Origin of the sequence: Agromyces sp. MMS24-K17 (assembly GCF_043950245.1) — a bacterium.
GTDB lineage: Bacteria > Actinomycetota > Actinomycetes > Actinomycetales > Microbacteriaceae > Agromyces.
In genome coordinates, this window is the sequence record NZ_CP171640.1 from 233,755 (window position 1) to 250,064 (window position 16,310).

General features: G+C 74.2%; 15 protein-coding genes. 3 read left to right on the forward strand and 12 right to left on the reverse strand.

Features of this window, described 5'->3' with window-relative positions:
- Positions 1 to 111: 111 nt before the first annotated feature.
- From ACGGZK_RS00965 to gabT, 5 genes are read right to left on the reverse strand one after another with little or no spacing between them, the layout of a single operon-like run.
- Positions 112 to 990: a universal stress protein gene (locus ACGGZK_RS00965; RefSeq protein ID WP_395244404.1), complete on the reverse strand. Its 879-nt coding sequence runs from the start codon at positions 988 to 990 to the stop codon at positions 112 to 114.
- Positions 987 to 2,369 (reverse strand): flavin monoamine oxidase family protein, encoded by a 1,383-nt coding sequence (locus tag ACGGZK_RS00970; protein ID WP_395244405.1) that lies wholly within the window; start codon positions 2,367 to 2,369, stop codon positions 987 to 989. Before ACGGZK_RS00970 ends, ACGGZK_RS00965 begins: the two co-directional genes overlap by 4 nt.
- An 11-nt stretch (positions 2,370 to 2,380) precedes the next feature.
- Positions 2,381 to 3,850: an NAD-dependent succinate-semialdehyde dehydrogenase gene (locus ACGGZK_RS00975; protein ID WP_395244406.1), complete on the reverse strand. Its 1,470-nt coding sequence runs from the start codon at positions 3,848 to 3,850 to the stop codon at positions 2,381 to 2,383.
- A gap of 35 nt (positions 3,851 to 3,885) precedes the next feature.
- Positions 3,886 to 5,205 (reverse strand): Glu/Leu/Phe/Val dehydrogenase, encoded by a 1,320-nt coding sequence (locus ACGGZK_RS00980; RefSeq protein ID WP_395244407.1) that lies wholly within the window; start codon positions 5,203 to 5,205, stop codon positions 3,886 to 3,888.
- Positions 5,202 to 6,563 carry a 4-aminobutyrate--2-oxoglutarate transaminase gene (gabT, locus tag ACGGZK_RS00985; RefSeq protein ID WP_395244408.1) on the reverse strand — a complete coding sequence of 454 codons (1,362 nt, stop codon included), beginning with the start codon at positions 6,561 to 6,563 and terminating at the stop codon, positions 5,202 to 5,204. The genes ACGGZK_RS00980 and gabT overlap by 4 nt, the downstream gene beginning before the upstream one ends.
- Before the next feature lie 102 nt (positions 6,564 to 6,665).
- Between gabT and ACGGZK_RS00990 the strand changes: the two genes are divergently transcribed.
- The 3 genes from ACGGZK_RS00990 (at position 6,666) to ACGGZK_RS01000 (ending at position 9,500) form a co-directional block, all read left to right on the forward strand.
- Positions 6,666 to 8,219: a PucR family transcriptional regulator gene (locus ACGGZK_RS00990; protein ID WP_395244409.1), complete on the forward strand. Its 1,554-nt coding sequence runs from the start codon at positions 6,666 to 6,668 to the stop codon at positions 8,217 to 8,219.
- Between the two features lie 297 nt (positions 8,220 to 8,516).
- Positions 8,517 to 8,717, forward strand: coding sequence for a DUF1918 domain-containing protein (locus tag ACGGZK_RS00995; RefSeq protein WP_395244410.1), 201 nt, complete (start codon positions 8,517 to 8,519; stop codon positions 8,715 to 8,717).
- 24 nt (positions 8,718 to 8,741) lie between these two features.
- Positions 8,742 to 9,500: an SGNH/GDSL hydrolase family protein gene (locus tag ACGGZK_RS01000; RefSeq protein ID WP_395244411.1), complete on the forward strand. Its 759-nt coding sequence runs from the start codon at positions 8,742 to 8,744 to the stop codon at positions 9,498 to 9,500.
- A 16-nt stretch (positions 9,501 to 9,516) separates the two neighbouring features.
- Here the strand turns inward: ACGGZK_RS01000 and ACGGZK_RS01005 are convergent, their stop codons facing one another.
- The 7 genes from ACGGZK_RS01005 to ACGGZK_RS01035 form a co-directional block, all read right to left on the reverse strand.
- Positions 9,517 to 10,011: an FBP domain-containing protein gene (locus ACGGZK_RS01005; protein WP_395244412.1), complete on the reverse strand. Its 495-nt coding sequence runs from the start codon at positions 10,009 to 10,011 to the stop codon at positions 9,517 to 9,519.
- A 59-nt stretch (positions 10,012 to 10,070) separates the two neighbouring features.
- Entirely contained in the window at positions 10,071 to 11,378 is a 1,308-nt protein-coding gene (locus tag ACGGZK_RS01010; RefSeq protein ID WP_395244413.1) for an aminotransferase class V-fold PLP-dependent enzyme, read from the reverse strand.
- Between the two features lie 204 nt (positions 11,379 to 11,582).
- Complete coding sequence (locus tag ACGGZK_RS01015) at positions 11,583 to 12,194, reverse strand: alkylhydroperoxidase domain protein (protein WP_395244414.1); 612 nt, start codon at positions 12,192 to 12,194, stop codon at positions 11,583 to 11,585.
- On the reverse strand, positions 12,191 to 12,790 hold the full coding sequence (locus ACGGZK_RS01020) for a CMD domain protein (protein ID WP_395244415.1): 600 nt from the start codon (positions 12,788 to 12,790) through the stop codon (positions 12,191 to 12,193). The genes ACGGZK_RS01015 and ACGGZK_RS01020 overlap by 4 nt, the downstream gene beginning before the upstream one ends.
- A 32-nt stretch (positions 12,791 to 12,822) precedes the next feature.
- Positions 12,823 to 13,851 (reverse strand): putative FMN-dependent luciferase-like monooxygenase, encoded by a 1,029-nt coding sequence (locus tag ACGGZK_RS01025; protein WP_395244416.1) that lies wholly within the window; start codon positions 13,849 to 13,851, stop codon positions 12,823 to 12,825.
- A complete protein-coding gene (locus ACGGZK_RS01030) occupies positions 13,848 to 15,485 on the reverse strand; it encodes a dipeptide ABC transporter ATP-binding protein (protein ID WP_395244417.1) in 1,638 nt (545 codons plus the stop codon). The genes ACGGZK_RS01025 and ACGGZK_RS01030 overlap by 4 nt, the downstream gene beginning before the upstream one ends.
- Positions 15,482 to 16,252, reverse strand: coding sequence for an ABC transporter permease (locus ACGGZK_RS01035; protein WP_395244418.1), 771 nt, complete (start codon positions 16,250 to 16,252; stop codon positions 15,482 to 15,484). Before ACGGZK_RS01035 ends, ACGGZK_RS01030 begins: the two co-directional genes overlap by 4 nt.
- Between the last annotated feature and the right edge of the window lie 58 nt (positions 16,253 to 16,310).

The window sequence follows — 16,310 nt, forward strand, 5'->3', positions numbered from 1 at the left end:
TCCGTCGACCGGCTGCCGCGGTCGCGGCCCGTGGGCTGGTGTTGCGTCATTGCAGTGGTCCTTCGTCGGTGGCCGGAAGGCGGGTCGCCGGGAGGCGGGTCGCCCGGCCGGTCAGGTGAGGGAGCGCGGCACCACGACCATGGGCACCGGGAGCTCGTGGAGCATCTTCGCGGCCGTGGAGCCGAGGAACAGGCGGTTCGGCGCGGCGAGCCGGCTGGAGCCGACGAGCACCAGCTCGCCGTGGTGCCAGTCGAGGTCGCCGACGGCGTCCTCGATGCGGTCGCCGCGCACGACCTGGGCAGTGGCCTCGACGCCGTACGGCAGTCGGCTCCTCGCGTCGTCGAGCACGCGGTCGGCGTGCACGTCGCCGGTGAGCGCGGCGAGCACGGGGTCGAGCCCGTCGGGCAGGTCGATCGAGACGAGCGAGAGCAGGCGCAGCGGGGCGTGGGTGGCGTCCACCAGTTCGAGCGCGGTGTCGAGCAGCGCCGTCGCACCGGGGCGCGTGCCGAGCGCCGCGGTGATGCGGGTGACGCCGGTCGAGATCGGCTCGTCGCGGGCGCCGGCGGGCGCGAGCACGACCGGCACGTCGGAGGAGTGCAGCAGCTCGTTCGCGACGGTGCCGATGCGCATGCGGCCGAGGAGGCCCCCGCGCGCCGCGCCGATCACGATCAGCCCGGCGTCGAACTCGTGCGCGGCGGCGATGAGGCCCTCGGCGAACGACTCCGCGTATCGGATGTGCAGCGCCTGCTCGACGTCGTGCCCGATGGCGGTGGATGCCTCGGCGAGCCATTCCCGCGACTGCGCCTTGAGCAGCCGCTCGTAGCCCTGCTCGGTCGGCACGAGTGCGTTGTGCGCCTCGTTCGGCAGCACCATCACGACCTCGAGCAGCGCCTCGGCGGCCCGGGCGATGCGTGCGCCGAGCGCGAGCGCGTCGGCGCCGGCCTCGTTGGCGGTGTAGCCGACGACGACGCGGTACGGATCGGTGGTCATGACGTCTCCAGGATCTCGTCGGCGACGGACCTGCCCATGCGGATCGCGCCGTCGACGTGCTGGTAGCCCTTGCCGGCGAGGTCGCTGGAGGCGAACCGGATCGGCCCGACGGGCGCGCGCAGGTCGGATCCGTACCGGGCGAGCCCGCCCATGTCGAAGCTCGCCGCGTACGCGCCGCGGGTCCACTCCTCGCTGCCCCAGTCGCTCTCGTAGTAGACGACCGGGTGCAGCGCCTGCTCGCCGTAGTAGTGCGACAGCGACTCGAGGATGCGGGCCTTCCGCTCCGCCGCCGGCAGGCGGAACACCTCGTCGGCCGCCTCGTCGGACACGAAGCCGACGAGCGTGCCGCGCGGGTCGCCGTGGTTCGTGTTGTCGTACGCCTCGTGGCAGAGCTCGTACGGGCTGAACGCCGTGCCCGAGAGCCCGAGGTCGCGCCAGAACGGCGTCTCGTACACGGCGTGCACCTTGATCACGAAGCCCATCGACAGGTGCTGGTGCAGCTGGTGCTGGCGACGCGGCAGTGGCGGCTCGTACGAGATGCGGCTGAACAGGATCGGCGGCACCGCGAGGATCGCGTGCCCGGCGTGCACCTCGAGCGAATCGGTCACCGCGACGACGCCGTGCTCCGGGGCATCCGCTCGCCCTTCGGCCGGGCCGGTCCAGCGCAGCGTGCGTACCGCCTGGCCCAGCCGCACCGCCCCGCCGAGCCGCTCGGCCAGCAGCAGCGGCACCTGCTGCAGGCCGCCGACGACGCGCTTGTCGAGGATGAAGTCGGCGTCGACGAGGTTCGAGAACGACCCGGCCGAGGCGGCCATGAGCAGCGCCTGCAGCGCACTGAAGGCGTGCGCCGGCTTGGTGAGCATGGCGCCGGCGATGAACATGCCGATGTTGAGGCGCGCCTCCTCGTCGTCGGTCTGCGTGCCGAGCCACTCGGCGAAGGAGACCTCGTCGAGCTCCTTCGCGTCGGGGTGCGCCCACGGCCGCTCGGGGTCGATCTCGGCGACGAGCGCGTCGAGCTTGTCGATGAGCCCGAGGATCTCGTCCTCGGTGCGCGCCGGCACCGGGAAGATCTCGCCCTCGAAGCGCCGCTTCTCGCCGTGCTGGTCGATGTAGACGTTCTTGCCCTCGCGGTAGCGGGTGTACGTCTCGAGGCCGAGGTCGTCGAGCGTCTCGATGAGCGCGTCCTGGTCGGGCGAGACCCACTGGCCGCCGATCTCGAGCATGGCGCCGTCAACGTCGTCGGTCCAGAGACGCCCGCCCACGCGGTCGCGCGCCTCGAGCACGATGACGGAGCGGCCGGCCGCCCGGAGGCGCGTGGCGGCGGTGAGGCCGGTCGCGCCCGCGCCGACGATCACGACGTCGGTGTCGATGCGTTCCATGGTGCGTCCCGTCACTCGACCGGCATGAGGGTGTACTTGGTGTCGAGGAACTCGTGGATGCCCTCGAATCCGCCCTCGCGGCCGAGCCCCGACTGCTTCACGCCGCCGAACGGCGCCGCCGCGTTCGACAGGACGCCGACGTTGAGGCCCATCATCCCGGTGTCGAGGCGGTCGATCATGCGGTGGCCGCGGGCGAGGTCCTGCGTGAACACGTACGACACGAGGCCGAACTCGGTGTCGTTCGCGATGCGCACGGCGTCGTCCTCGTCGGTGAACGTCGTGATCGAGAGCACCGGACCGAAGATCTCCTGCTTCAGGATCTCGCTGCCCGGCACGACGCCGGTCACCACGGTCGGCTGGTAGAAGGTGCCCTCGCCCTCGATGCGCGAACCGCCGGCGGCGACGGATGCCCCGCGCGAGACGGCGTCGGCGACGAGCTCCTCCGCCTTCGCGATGGCGTCGTCGTCGATGAGCGGGCCGATCTGCACGCCGTCCTCCGTGCCGCGGCCGACCTTCATCGAGCGGACCCGCTCGGCGACGCGGCGGGCGAAGTCGTCGGCGACCGACGCCTGCACGATGAACCGGTTCGCGGCGGTGCACGCCTGGCCGATGTTGCGGAACTTCGCGACCATGGCGCCGTCGACGGCCTGGTCGAGGTCGGCGTCCTCGAAGACGACGAACGGGGCGTTGCCGCCGAGCTCCATCGAGACGCGCAGCACCTGCTCTGCGGCCTGCGCGATGAGGGTGCGGCCGACCTCGGTCGACCCCGTGAAGCTCAGCTTGCGCAGGCGCGGGTCGCCGATGATCGGCTTCGACAGCGCGCTCGACTTCGACGTGGTGACGACGTTCACGACGCCCTTCGGCAGCCCGACCTCCTCGAGGAGCTGCACGAACGCGATGGTCGTGAGCGGGGTGAGGGCGGCGGGCTTGACGACGACCGTGCAGCCCGCGGCGAGCGCCGGCGCGATCTTGCGGGTCGCCATCGCGAGCGGGAAGTTCCACGGGGTGATGAAGTAGCAGGGGCCGACGGGCCGCTGCGAGACGATCATGCGCCCGGTGCCCTCGGGGTTCAGCCCGTAGCGGCCGTGGATGCGCACCGCCTCCTCGGAGAACCAGCGGAGGAACTCGCCGCCGTAGGCGACCTCGCCGCGGGCCTCGGCGAGCGGCTTGCCCATCTCGAGCGTCATGAGGAGCGCGAACTCCTCCTTGCGGGCCATCAGCGCGTCGAACGCGCGGCGCAGCAGCTCCCCGCGCTCGCGGGGCGGGGTGGCGGCCCACGACGCCTGCGCGGCGACGGCGGCGTCGAGGGCGCGGACCCCGTCCTCGGGCGAGGCATCCGCGATCTCCTTGATGATCCGGCCGGTGGCGGGGTCGTTCACGGCGAGGGTGCGACCGCCGTCGGCGTCGACCCACTCGCCGCCGATGAAGAGGCCGGTGGCGACCCGGTCGAGGATCGCGGATTCCTGGGTTGCGTTGGTCATGCTGTTCCGTTCGCGTTCGGCGGTGGATGGGTGGTTCAGGGGTACAGCCCGCGGAGCCGGTGCGCTTCGGCCACGCGCTCGACGGCGAGCGCGGTGGCGGCGGTCCGAAGCGACAGCCCCCGTGCCTCGGCGTAGCCGAGCACGTGCCCCCAGGCGCTCAGCATCCGTTCCTCCAGTCTGGCCTCGACCTCGTCGGCGCGCCACCAGTAGGCCTGGTTCGCCTGCACCCACTCGAAGTACGAGACGATCACGCCGCCGGCGTTCGCGAGGATGTCGGGCACGACGAGCACGCCGCGCTCGGCGAGGATCCGGTCGCCGGCGGCCGTCGTCGGTCCGTTCGCGCCCTCGACGACGACGCGGGCGCGGACCGCGCCGGCGTTGCCCTCGTGGATGACGCCCTCGACGGCGGCCGGCACGAGCAGGTCGACGTCGAGCTCGAGGAGCGCCGCGCCGTCGATCGAGTCGGCGCCGGGGAACCCGACGACGGTGCCGGTGGCGCGGACGTGGTCGGTGAGCGCGGCGAGGTCGAGCCCGCCGGCGCGGTGCACGGCGCCGTACATGTCGCTGACGGCCTCGACCGCGACGCCCGCGTCGGCGAGGAAGCGGGCGGCGTCGGCGCCGACCTTGCCGAAGCCCTGCACGGCGGCGGTGGCCCGGTCGGGGCGGAGGCCGACATGGGCGAGCGCGGCGAGGGCGACGTGCGTGACGCCGCGGCTCGTCGCCGACGCGCGGCCCTGCGAGCCGCCGAGCGCGATGGGCTTGCCGGTGACGATGCCGGGCACGGTGTACCCGGAGTTCACCGAGTAGGTGTCCATGATCCAGGCCATGGTCTGCTCGTCGGTGCCGATGTCGGGCGCGGGGATGTCCCGCTCCGGCCCGATGATCGGCAGGATCTCGCTCGTGTAGCGGCGGGTGACGCGCTCGAGCTCGGCGACGCTGTGCGCGCGGGGGTCGATCGCGATGCCGCCCTTCGCGCCGCCGTACGGCACGTCGAGCAGGGCGCACTTCCACGTCATCCACATGGCGAGCGCACGCACCTCGTCGAGGTCGACGTTCGGCGCGTAGCGCAGGCCCCCCTTGGCGGGGCCGCGGGAGAAGTTGTGCTGCACCCGGTAGCCCGTGAACAGCGTGGTCTCCCCGCCGTCGAGGCGGAGCGGCACGGCGACCGTCAGCTCGCGACGCGGGGTCGCGAGCATGCGGTGCAGGCCGTCGGCGTAGCCGAGGAGCCCGACGGCCTCCGCGAGTTGGCTGCGTGCGTCGGCGAGGGGGTTCGAGGCGGGGTGCGCGCCGGTGTGCTGCGCGGGGTGCGGAGCGGCGGATGCCACGTCGACGGCGCTGTCGGCGAGGAGGGTCATGCCTGCGCGAGTCCTTCCCGGATGACGTCGAGCGCCTCGTTCAGGAGCTCGTCGGAGATGGTGAGCGGCGGCAGGAACCGGATCACGTTGCCGTAGGTGCCGCAGGTGAGCAGCAGCACGCCGTTGGCGTGCGCGTGGGCGACGACCCGGCCGGTGAGGGCCGCGTCGGGGGCGCCGGTGGCGGGGTCGACGAGCTCGATCGCGACCATCGCGCCGCGGCCGCGGACGTCGCCGATGCGCGCGTCGTCGGTGCGGAACCCGTTGAGGCGGCCGAGCAGCAGGTCGCCGAGCTCGCGGGCGCGCCCGATGAGGCCGTCGGCCTCGTACGACTCGATCGTCGCGAGCGCCGCGGCGCAGGCGAGCGGGCTGCCGGCGTACGTGCCGCCGAGGCCGCCGGGCATGGCGGAGTCCATGATCTCGGCACGGCCGGTCACGGCCGACAGCGGCAGGCCGCCGGCGATGCCCTTCGCGGTGACGATGAGGTCGGGCACGATGCCCTCGTGCTCGCTGGCGAACCACGCGCCGGTGCGGCCGAACCCGGTCTGCACCTCGTCGGCGATGAAGACGACGCCGTTGGCGTTCGCCCACTCGACGAGCGCCGGGAGGAAGCCCTGGGCCGGCACGATGAAGCCGCCCTCGCCCTGGATCGGCTCGATGATGATGGCGGCGAGGTTCTCGACGCCGACCTGCTTCTCGATCTGGGTGATGGCACGGGCGGCGGCCTCGGCGCCGTCGAGTCCGCCGTCGCGGAACGGGTACGAGAGGGGCGCGCGGTACACCTCGGGGGCGAACGGGCCGAAGCCGCTCTTGTACGGGATATTCTTCGCCGTGAGGCCCATGGTGAGGTTGGTACGCCCGTGGTAGGCGTGGTCGAACGCGACGACCGCCTGCTTGCGGGTGAAGTGGCGGGCGATCTTCACCGCGTTCTCGACGGCCTCGGCGCCGGAGTTGAACAGCGCCGAGCGCTTCTCGTGGTCGCCGGGGGTGAGCCGGTTCAGCGCCTCGGCGACGTCGACGTACGAGTCGTACGGCGCGACGGTGAAGCAGGTGTGGGTGAAGGCGTTGAGCTGGGCGGTGACGGCCTCGACGACGCGCGGGTTGGCGTTGCCGACGCCGGTGACGGCGATGCCGGAGCCGAGGTCGATGATCGAGTTGCCGTCGGCGTCGACGATGACGCCGCCGCCCGCGGCCACGACCGCGACGGGGATGGTGGTGCCCACGCCGGCGGCGACGGCCGCGGCCTTGCGGGCGAGGAGCTCCTGGGAGCGGGGTCCGGGGATCGCCGTTGCGAGGTGACGGCGCTGGGGCAGGGCGGGCCCGCCGGCGATGCCGGCGGCCGGGACGTCGACGATGGTCATGGGAGCCGATGCTAGGTCGCGACTGGCGGATGCCCCGTCGCCACGGCGTACACTTGGGGCACCTGATTTCGCCATCGTGTACATCGACGTCTCGGAGCCGGCATGCCTCCCGCCCTGCGCACCCTGCTCGCCCGGCGCGAGCTCGCCCTCGACCTGCTCGACGCGGGCGGCTCGGGCGCGCTCGACCTCCCGGTGGTGTGGGCGCACTCGTCCGACCTCGCCGACCCCACCCCGTTCCTCGACGCCGGCCAGGTGCTGCTCACCACCGGCACGCAGTTCGCCGACGACGCCTCGGGCGACGTCGACCCCGCCTTCGCCGAGGCGTACGTCGGCCGGCTGCGGGCGGCCGGGGTCGCCGCCCTCGGCTTCGGCACCGAGGTGATCCGCGACGGCACCCCCGACGCGCTCGTCGCGGCGTGCTCGGCGCAGGGGCTGCCCGTGTTCGAGGTGCCGTACCGGATCCCCTTCATCGCGATCGTGCGCGCCGTCGCCGACCTCGTCGCCGAGGAGGCATCCGCCCGACAGGCGTGGGCGCTGGCCACGCAGCGCGCCATCTCGCACGCCGCGCTCCAGCCCGACGGGCTCTCGGCGACGCTCGCCGAGCTCTCGCGCCGGCTCGGCGCCTGGGTCGGGCTCGTCGACGCGGCGGGCGGCCTCGACCGCGAGTTCCCCGCAGGCGGCCTCGGCCAGCCCCACCTCGGCGAGGTCGTCGGCGAGGCCCGCACGATGCTCCGCCGCGGTCAGCGGGCCGGCCGCGCGTTCGAGGCCGGCGGCTCCGTCGGCCGCCCGCAGCGGATGACCCTGCAGACGCTCGGCGCCCGCGGCGCCCTGCGCGGGGTGCTCGCGATCGGCGACTCCCCCGAGCTCGACCACGCCGGACGCGAGGTCGTCACCTCGGTGATCGCGCTCGCCGGCCTCGCGCTCGAGCAGAACCGCGACCTCGACGCCGCCCGCGGCTACCTGCGCTCGGGCCTCGTGCGGAGCATCCTCGCCGGCGACGTCGCCCTCGCCGCGCAGGTCGCCGCCGAGATGTGGGGGCCGCTGCCGGTCGCGCCGCTTCGTGTGGCGGTGGCGGATGCCCCGGCCGAGCACGCCGACCGGCTCGCCGAGCTCCTCGAGCTCCGCGCCGCCGAGCGCGGCGGACGGCTCTTCTTCGGACGGGTCGACGACACCGTCGTCCTGATCGTCGAGGAGGGCGACGTGTCGGCGCTGGTCGCCGAGCTCGCCGAGGACTTCGACGTGCCGGTCGGGGTGGGCGACCCCGTCGGCCTGGCGGGCGCAGCGACCGGCCACGACCAGGCCATGCGGGCACTGGAGCGCGCCCGGGAGGGGGGCGCCGGCACGGTCTGCCGCTTCGACGAGATCAGCCGCCAAGGGGTGCTGGCATTCCTCGCCCGCACCGACGCTCGCGCCGTGGCCGCGGCGACGCTCGCCCCGCTCACCGAGCACGACGCCGAGCACGGCAGCGACCTCGTGCCGACCGTGCGCGCCTGGCTCGAGCACGGCGGCGGGTTCGACCGGGCCGCGCACGACCTCGGCGTGCACCGGCACACCGTGCGCGCCCGCATCGCGACCGCCGAGCGGCTGCTCGGGCGCGACCTCTCGGAGTTCCACGCCAAGGCCGACCTGTGGGCGGCGCTCCTCGCCGCCGACTGACCCTCACATCGTCGGTCGCGTCGTCGGCGTGGCCGTGTCCCTCCGGACGGCGGTGCTCCGCCCGAGCAGCAGCCCGAGCAGCACCATCCCGGCCGCGAGCACGAGGTGCACGGCGGTGTTCATCGGGGCATGGTCCGGGCAGGCGCGCTCGCGCCGACAGGGGGTTGACGAACGGATGCCCCGCCGTGGCCGGACGCCGTGGCCGGCCCGACCGGCGACGCTGCCGTCGCGGCCGCCGATCGCCCGCACCGGAGCGACGGCCGCGGCGTACGCTGGAACGCGAGGAAAGGGGACCTCATGCACGCGGTCAAGGGCGATCGCCTGGTCATCCACAGCAAGCAGGTGGGCCAGGCCGACCGGCACGGAGAGATCACCGAGGTACGCGGACCCGACGGCGCGCCGCCGTACTTCGTCCACTTCGACGACGGGCACGAGACCCTCCTGTACCCGGGAAGCGACTGCGAACTCGAGCACGAGGCGGCCGGCGGCACCGGGTGACCGGCGGGGGTTAGCCTTGTCGCCATGTTCCACAGCTATGCGGCGATCGGCGACAGCTTCACCGAGGGCGTCGGCGACGACCTGCCCGACGGCACCCAGCGCGGCTGGGCCGACTTCGTCGCGCTCGGGCTCGCCCAGGCGGCCCGGGAGCCGATCGGCTACGCCAACCTCGCGATCCGCGGACGCAAGCTCGGCCCCATCGTCGAGGAGCAGCTCGAGACCGCCATCGCGCTGCGCCCCGAGGTGATCAGCTTCAACGGCGGCGGCAACGACATGCTCCGCCCGTCGATGCCGGAGGAGCGGGTCGCCGACCAGTTCCGCGCGGCCGTGCACCGGATCCGCGAGGAGGGCATCCACGTCCTCATGCTGAGCGGCGCCAACCCCACCGACCACCTGCCCCTCGGGAAGGTGTTCGATGCCCGCGGTGCGCGCCTCACCGAGAAGCTGCGCGACCTCGCGACCCTCGACGGCGTGACGTTCGTCGACAACTTCTCCGACCGGGGCCTGCGGGACATCCGCTACTGGTCGCCCGACAAGCTCCACCTCAACGCGCTCGGCCACGCCCGCGTCGCGAGCAACGTGCTCACCGCGCTCGGCGTGCCCGTGCCGCCCGAGTGGGGCGTCGAGGAGGTCGCGGCGGCGCCGGCCGGTCCGCGCAGCCGCAACACGGCCGCGTACTACCGCGAGTTCGTGCTGCCGTGGATCGGGCGCCGGCTCACCGGGCGCTCCTCCGGCGACGGCCGCACGGCGAAGCGCGCGACGCTGCTCCCGGTCGAGCCGTAGGGGCCGCGCGGGAGCGCTACGCCGCCTCGAGCACGCCCTCGACGAATGCGAGGGTGCGGCGGCGCAGGCCCGCGACGCGCATCTCCTCGGTGAGCCTTCGCACCTCCGCGGGGGCCAGCGGCGGGTGCAGCCGCACGTTCTCCTGGCACGACAGGTCGGCGCACACGTAGGTGCCCACCGTGTCGCCGCGGCGACCTGCCTCGCCGATGCGTCGCGCGGTGAACATCGTCACCTGGTCGCCCGGCTGCTGCGTGTGGCACAGGTTGCAGATCGACGCGCGGAACCTCGACCCGCCGCCGTCGGCGGCGCGCAGCACCAGCCCGACCGGGTCGTCGCCGACGATCGTCACGAGGTAGCCGCGATTGCGGAACCGCCGGTCGCGCCAGGCCAGCGCGTCGACGTGGTCCCATTCGAGCAGCAGGTGCTCGATCGGCAGCTCGAGCTGCTCGAGTTCGAGCGGAGTCGCGTTCACGAACGACTCCCGGATCTCGCCTTCTCCCAGCGGTCGCATGGCTCTCCTTCCGCCGACCCGACCAGTGTAAAACGCACCGGAGGCGGGGCCGAAGCCCGTCAGCGGCGCAGCAGCGACGGCTTCGGACGGTCGTCGGCGAGCGGCCGCCAGCCGTCGCCCGTGCGGTGGTAGGCCTCCCGCGGGCCGTCGGCGACCAGCGTGGCCAGCGCCTCGACGAACCGGTCGACGTCGTCGGAGGACGTGCCGACGCCGAGGCTCGCCCGCAACCCGTTCGACCGGTTCGCGACCCGCCGGAAGAACGGGTGCGCGCAGAACTTGCCCGCCCGCACCGAGACGCCGTGCTCGGCCGACAGGGCCGCGGCCACGAGCCCCACCGAGCCGCGGTCGAGCTCGAGGGTGACGATGCCGACGCGATCCGTGGCATCCGCGAAGCCGCGCAGCGCCCGCACCCCGTCGATGCCGGCGACCCCCGCCTCGAGCCGGGCGAGGAGCGCGTGCTCGTGGGCGTCGCGGTCGGCCTCGCCGAGCGCGTCGAGCGCCTCGAGGGCGAGCGCGATCGCCGCGATGCCGAGCACGTTCGGCGTGCCGGCCTCGTGCCGCTCGGGGGCCGGATGCCACTCCACGCGCCCGACCTCGACGCGGGAGACGGCGCCACCGCCGGCCAGGTACGCGGGGGCCGCGTCGAGCCAGTCACGGCGGCCGATCAGCGCCCCGGCGCCGTACGGCGCGTACGCCTTGTGCCCGGAGAAGGCGAGGTAGTCGACGCCGAGCGCCGCGACGTCCACCGTGCGGTGCGGCAGGAGCTGCGCGGCGTCGACCGAGATCCGGGCGCCGGCGGCGTGGGCCACGGCCGCGATCCGGGCGAGCGGCAGCAGCTCTCCGGTGACGTTCGAGGCGCCCGTCACGGCGACGAGGGCGGCCGGGCGACGGGCGAGCTCCGCGGCGAGCGCGTCGATCGTCTCCTCGATCGTCGGTCGGCCGACGACCACCCGGCGCTCGCGCCACGGCAGCAGGTTCGCGTGGTGCTCGATGTCGAGCACCACGACCTCGCCCGGCACGGCGGAGGCGAGCAGGTTCAGCGCGTCGGTGGTGTTGCGGGTGAACACGACGACGTCGTCGGCGCGTGCGCCGACCCGTCGGGCGACGACCTCGCGCGACTCCTCGACGAGCTCGGTCGCGAGCTCCGACGGGTAGCCGGTGCCGCGGTGCACGCTGGAGTACCAGGGCAGCAGGTCGGACACGCGGGTCGACACGACGGCGAGCGCCGGCGCGGAGGCCGCGAGGTCGAGGTTCGCGTGCCGCATTCGGCCGCCGCCCAGCACCGGGACCTCGAGGCCCGCGTCGGCGAGCTCGGCGAGCGGACGCACCAGGGTGCGTTCGGCGGCGATGGCGGTGGCGGCGGTCACGGCCGTCCTTCCTCTGCGGGCTGCGGAACAAGCGACGCTACGACGGCCGCGCCCGCGCCCTCAAGCATTCGCCGTCGCTCGCCGTCACGGCACGACACATGAGGAAACATCGCGGCGGGACGGGGCGGATCGCACCCCGTCCCGCCGACGATGCGGACGGCCCGACCTGGTGGGACCGAGCCGCCGGCTTCGAGCGGGAGCGCGCTACTCCGCGGGCTCCCCGAGCGAGAGCATCAGCCGGTTCGCCCAGTTGAAGAACGCGGCCGAGTGGATCACGTCGGACACCGCCTGCTCGTCGAGCCCGGCCGCGCGCAGCGCCGCCAGGTGCTCGGGGCCGAGCCGGGGCGGGGTCGCCGCAAGCGCCGTCGCCGCGTCGATCACGGCGCGCCAGCGCTCGTCCTGCGGTGCGTCGACGCCCGCGTCGAGCAACCGCTGGACGTCGTCGTGGCGCTTCGAGTGGTGGGTGGCGAACCGGGCGTGCACGGACGCGCAGAAGATGCATCCGTTGAACCGGCTGGTCGCCGCGGCGGCGAGCTCGCGCTCGGCGCGCGGCAGGCCGTCGGCCGCGTTGTAGAAGATGTCCTTGTCGGTGAGCGTGCGCGCCTTGAGGATGTCGGGGTCGCGCACGAGCAGCCGGAAGTAGTCGCTCTTCGACCGGCTGCGGTCGACGAGGCCCTCCCACTGCCGCTCGGTCAGGGTGTCCTCGTCGGCGGGCTCCAGCCAGGGCAGCCAGCCGATCTCGTCCTGCGTGAACGCGAGCGGCACGACCGCGTCGGGGTGCTCGATGATCTCCGCGTTCGCGGTCTGTTCGGTCATGCTGCGGCCTCCTCGGCGGTGAGCAGTCGGAGCCCGGCCGCGACCCGCAGCTGGAAGGCCAGGAACGAGACGAGCTGGGAGACGGTGACGATGCCGTCGGCCGACCAGCCGGCCGCGGCGAAGGTGCGCAGGGCGTCGGCGGATGCCTCGCGCGGACGGAACACGAGCAGGTGGGCGTGCTCGAGCGCGGCGGACAGCCGCTCGCCGAGCGCCGGGCGCGAGGCGTCGGCGACCGTCCAGCGGAGCCCCTCGACCCCCTCGCCGGCGAGCGGGCCTGCGGCGGGGTAGGCGCCGTACGGGCCGGTGGTCGCGGCACCGACCGACAGCTCGGCGACGAGGTCGGCGAGCGCGTCGCCGCCGGCGTCGCGGGTGATGGCGCCGTAGTGGGCGGCGGCGAGGTCGTCGGCGTGCAGCGCGGCGACGAACTGCGCGATCGCGGCGCGCTCGGCGAGGGTCGCGTGCGCCTCGTCGATCGAGGTGAACAGCGCGTCGTAGCTCGCCTGGGCGTGCTCGCGGGTCACCGGGCGGTGCCGGCGCAGCGCGTCGACCGCGCCCTCCGGGACGACGCCGGCGAACCGGTCGAGGAGATCGGTCATCGGTGCGGATCCTTCCTGTGGTGGTTCGTGGGTCAGGCGGCGGGTGCGGCGTGCGCCGCCTCGCCGAGTCGCGAGCCCCAGCCGAGCGCGGGGGCGACCTCGGTGGCGATGAGCTCGATCGAGCGCAGCACCAGCTCGTGCGGCGGGTCGACCGAGTGCACCTGGAACGCGACGTCGGTCGCCTCTGCGGCCGCCGAGTCGCGGGACAGCGACTCCACGACCTCCTCGACGGTGCCGACGTGCGTGTCGTACGTCGCGATGAGCTCGTCGAGCGAGTCGCCGTACGGCGGCTGCCCGCCGCGCGTGAACCCGATCGCCGCGCGGCGCAGGCCGATCTCGGCGTAGCGGCGGGCCTCCTCGCGGGAGTCCGCGACGAACAGCGTGCGCGACGCGAGCACGCGCGGCGCGACGCCGTGCGGCAGCGATTCGCGGTACGCGTCGATGATCGGCAGCTGCAGCTCGGAGAGCGTGCGGCGAGGAGCGTCGGAGGGTCGCGGCTGGGTGCGCGAGAGCATCAGGCCGTGCCCGGCGCGGCCGGCGCGGGTGCCGCCGTACGCTGAGAACGTCGCCTGCCAGACCCGGCCGAGCAGGTCGCGGCCGGAGGGCTGCAGCCGGTTCGCCTGGTCCTCGAGCTCGGCGCCGGCGAGCGCCGCGACGAGCGTGTCGAGCTTCTCCGAGAAGACCCGCGCCCGGTCCTCGGCGCGCTGCCCGAACGCGAGGAACGACGCCGGGGTGGAGCCCGACCCGACGCCGAGCTCGGCGCGGCCGCCCGAGAGCAGGTCGAGCACGACCGCGTCCTCGGCGACCCGCACCGGGTCCTCCAGCGGAAGGGTGACGACCCCGGTGCCGAGCCGGATGCGGCTCGTGGCCGCGGCGGCGTGCGCGAGGAACACGAACGGCGACGGCAGGCCGCCCTCGGCGGCGTGGAAGTGGTGCTGCGCGACCCACGCCGAGTCGAAGCCGTGCCGCTCGGCGTGCACGATCTGCTCGAGGGCGATGCGGTAGCGCTCGGCGGCGGTCGTGTCGTCGAGCAGGCGGGTGAAGAATCCGATGCGGGTCACGCGATGGCCTTCCGTCTGGGGACCGCGTCGAGCAGGTCCCGGGTGTACTCGTGCTCCGGGTCGCGGAACACCTGTTCGGTCGGGCCGCTCTCGACGATGCGGCCCTGCCGCATCACCGACACCGAGTGGCTGATGCGGGCCACGACGGCGAGGTCGTGGCTGATGAAGAGGTAGCTGAGGCCCAGCTCGGCCTGGAGCTGCTCGAGGAGCTCGAGGATCCGCGCCTGCACGGTCACGTCGAGCGCCGAGACCGCCTCGTCGAGCACGACGAGCTCGGGTTCCAGTGCGAGCGCACGGGCGATCGCGATGCGCTGGCGCTGCCCGCCCGACAGCTCGCGCGGACGGCGGTCGGCGACGTCGGCGGGGAGCGCGACCCGGTCGATCAGGCGCACCGCGGCCTCGCGACGGGAGCGGCGGTCGCCGATGCCGAAGTTGCCGAGCGGCTCGGCGATGATGTCGGCCACGGTCTGGCGCGGGTCGAGCGAGGCGAACGGGTTCTGGTAGACGAGCTGCACGCGGCGGCGGAACTCCCGGCGCGCGGCGCCCGTCAGCTTCGTGACGTCCTCGCCGCCGAGCCGCACCTCGCCCGCGTCGGGCGTGATGAACCGGGTCACGATGCGCGCGGTCGTCGTCTTGCCCGACCCCGACTCGCCGACGAGGGCGTGCGTCGTGCCGCGCAACACCCGGAACGACACGTCGTCGGCCGCGCGGAACGGCTCGCGCCCGCGGCCGAGCGAGTACGCCTTCGACAGGCCGACCGCTTCGAGCGCGAACGGGTTCTCGGCGGCCGCCACGCCCGCGTCGCGCAGGTAGATCGGCGGGGTCGGACGGCGGAACTCATGGTCGCCGAGGCCCGGCGCGTCGGCGATCAGCCGGCGCGTGTACGCCTCGCGCGGCGCGTCGAGCACGGCGGTCGTCGACCCGCGCTCGACGACGCGGCCGTGCTGCATGACGACGGTGCGCTCGGCGCGCTCGGCGGCCACGCCGAGGTCGTGGGTCACGAGCAGCACCGCGGTGCCGTGCTCGCGCCGCAGGTCGTCGATGAGGTCGAGGATGCGCCGCTGCACGGTCACGTCGAGCGCGCTCGTCGGCTCGTCGGCGATCACCAGCTCGGGCTCGAGCGCGACCGCGTTGGCGATGAGCACGCGCTGGCGCATGCCGCCCGACAGCTCGTGCGGGTACTGCTTCGCGCGGAGCGCGGGGTCGTCGAGGCCGACCCGGTCGAGCAGCTCGAGCACGCGGCGGCGGATGTCCCGGCGGTCGCCGCGGCGGTGGATGCGGAACGCCTCCCCCAGCTGCACCCCGATCGGGCGCACCGGGTTGAGCGACGACACCGGGTCCTGCGGGATGTAGCCGATGCGGGCCCCGCGCACCTGCTGCAGGCGGCGGTCGTTCCATCCGGCCAGGTCGACGCCGCCGAGGCGGATCTCGCCGCGCTCGACCCGGCCGCCCTCGGGCAGGAGCCCGAGCACGGCGCTCGCGGTGGTCGTCTTGCCCGAGCCGGACTCGCCGACGAGCGCGACGACCTCGCCGGGCGCGACGTCGAACGCGACCTCGTGCACGACGCGGCGTTCGCCGCCGCCAGCGGTGCGGTAGGCGATGTCGAGGCCCGAGACCTCGAGGAGCGCGGTCATCGATCCCTCCCGATGGCGTGGCTGATGCGGTTGGCACTGAGCACGACGGCGACGACCACGAGGCCCGGCAGCACGGTGAGCCACCAACTCGTCGCGACGTAGTTGCGGCCCTCGGCGATGAGCAGGCCCCACTCGGGCGTCGGCGGCGGAGCGCCGTAGCCGAGGAAGCCGAGGGTCGAGATCGCGAGGATCGCGCTGCCGAACTGGAGCGCGGCGAGGCCGATGACGGCGGTCAGCGAGTTCGGCAGGATGTGCCGGCCGAGCACCTGGTGCAGCCGCGCGCCGGAGCCGAACGCCGCCTCGACGAAGTCGGCCTGCCGCACCCGCACGACCTCGCTGCGCGACAGCCGGGTGAACGCGGCGATCGAGCCGATGCCGACCGCGATCGCGGCGTTCACGGTGCCGAAGCCGAGCAGGATGATGATGCTGAGCGACAGCAGCAGGCCCGGGATCGACAGGAGCACGTCGACGATCCGGCCGACGACGGCGTCGACCGCGCCGCCGAGCGACCCGGCGAGCACGCCGAGGAGCGTGCCGCCGACGAGGCCGACGGTGACCGCGACGAACGCGCCGGAGAGCGAGTGGACCGCGCCGTAGACCACGCGGGCGAACAGGTCGCGGCCCAGCGCGTCGGTGCCGAACGGATGCGTCGCGCTCGGCGCCTGCAGCTTCTCGGCGGGGACGCCCGTGAGCGGGTCGGCCGAGGTGAACAGCCACGGCACGATCGCCCAGAGCACGACGAGCGCGATGACGAGCGAGGCGAGCACGAGGCCGGGGCGGACCCGGCGGAGGCGGGCGCGCCACGGCGACGTCGGGCGTGGTTCT

Excerpts from the sequence above, each read along its gene's own strand:
- ACGGZK_RS00965 (WP_395244404.1), bottom strand. The coding sequence starts at position 990 with ATGACCACCGATCCGTACCGCGTCGTCGTCGGCTACACCGCCAACGAG.
- ACGGZK_RS00995 (WP_395244410.1), top strand. The coding sequence starts at position 8,517 with ATGCACGCGGTCAAGGGCGATCGCCTGGTCATCCACAGCAAGCAGGTG.
- ACGGZK_RS01030 (WP_395244417.1), bottom strand. The coding sequence starts at position 15,485 with ATGACCGCGCTCCTCGAGGTCTCGGGCCTCGACATCGCCTACCGCACC.
- ACGGZK_RS00990 (WP_395244409.1), top strand. The coding sequence starts at position 6,666 with ATGCCTCCCGCCCTGCGCACCCTGCTCGCCCGGCGCGAGCTCGCCCTC.
- ACGGZK_RS00980 (WP_395244407.1), bottom strand. The coding sequence starts at position 5,205 with ATGACCCTCCTCGCCGACAGCGCCGTCGACGTGGCATCCGCCGCTCCG.
- ACGGZK_RS01005 (WP_395244412.1), bottom strand. The coding sequence starts at position 10,011 with ATGCGACCGCTGGGAGAAGGCGAGATCCGGGAGTCGTTCGTGAACGCG.
- ACGGZK_RS01000 (WP_395244411.1), top strand. The coding sequence starts at position 8,742 with ATGTTCCACAGCTATGCGGCGATCGGCGACAGCTTCACCGAGGGCGTC.
- ACGGZK_RS01020 (WP_395244415.1), bottom strand. The coding sequence starts at position 12,790 with ATGACCGATCTCCTCGACCGGTTCGCCGGCGTCGTCCCGGAGGGCGCG.
- ACGGZK_RS01015 (WP_395244414.1), bottom strand. The coding sequence starts at position 12,194 with ATGACCGAACAGACCGCGAACGCGGAGATCATCGAGCACCCCGACGCG.
- ACGGZK_RS00975 (WP_395244406.1), bottom strand. The coding sequence starts at position 3,850 with ATGACCAACGCAACCCAGGAATCCGCGATCCTCGACCGGGTCGCCACC.
- ACGGZK_RS00970 (WP_395244405.1), bottom strand. The coding sequence starts at position 2,369 with ATGGAACGCATCGACACCGACGTCGTGATCGTCGGCGCGGGCGCGACC.
- gabT (WP_395244408.1), bottom strand. The coding sequence starts at position 6,563 with ATGACCATCGTCGACGTCCCGGCCGCCGGCATCGCCGGCGGGCCCGCC.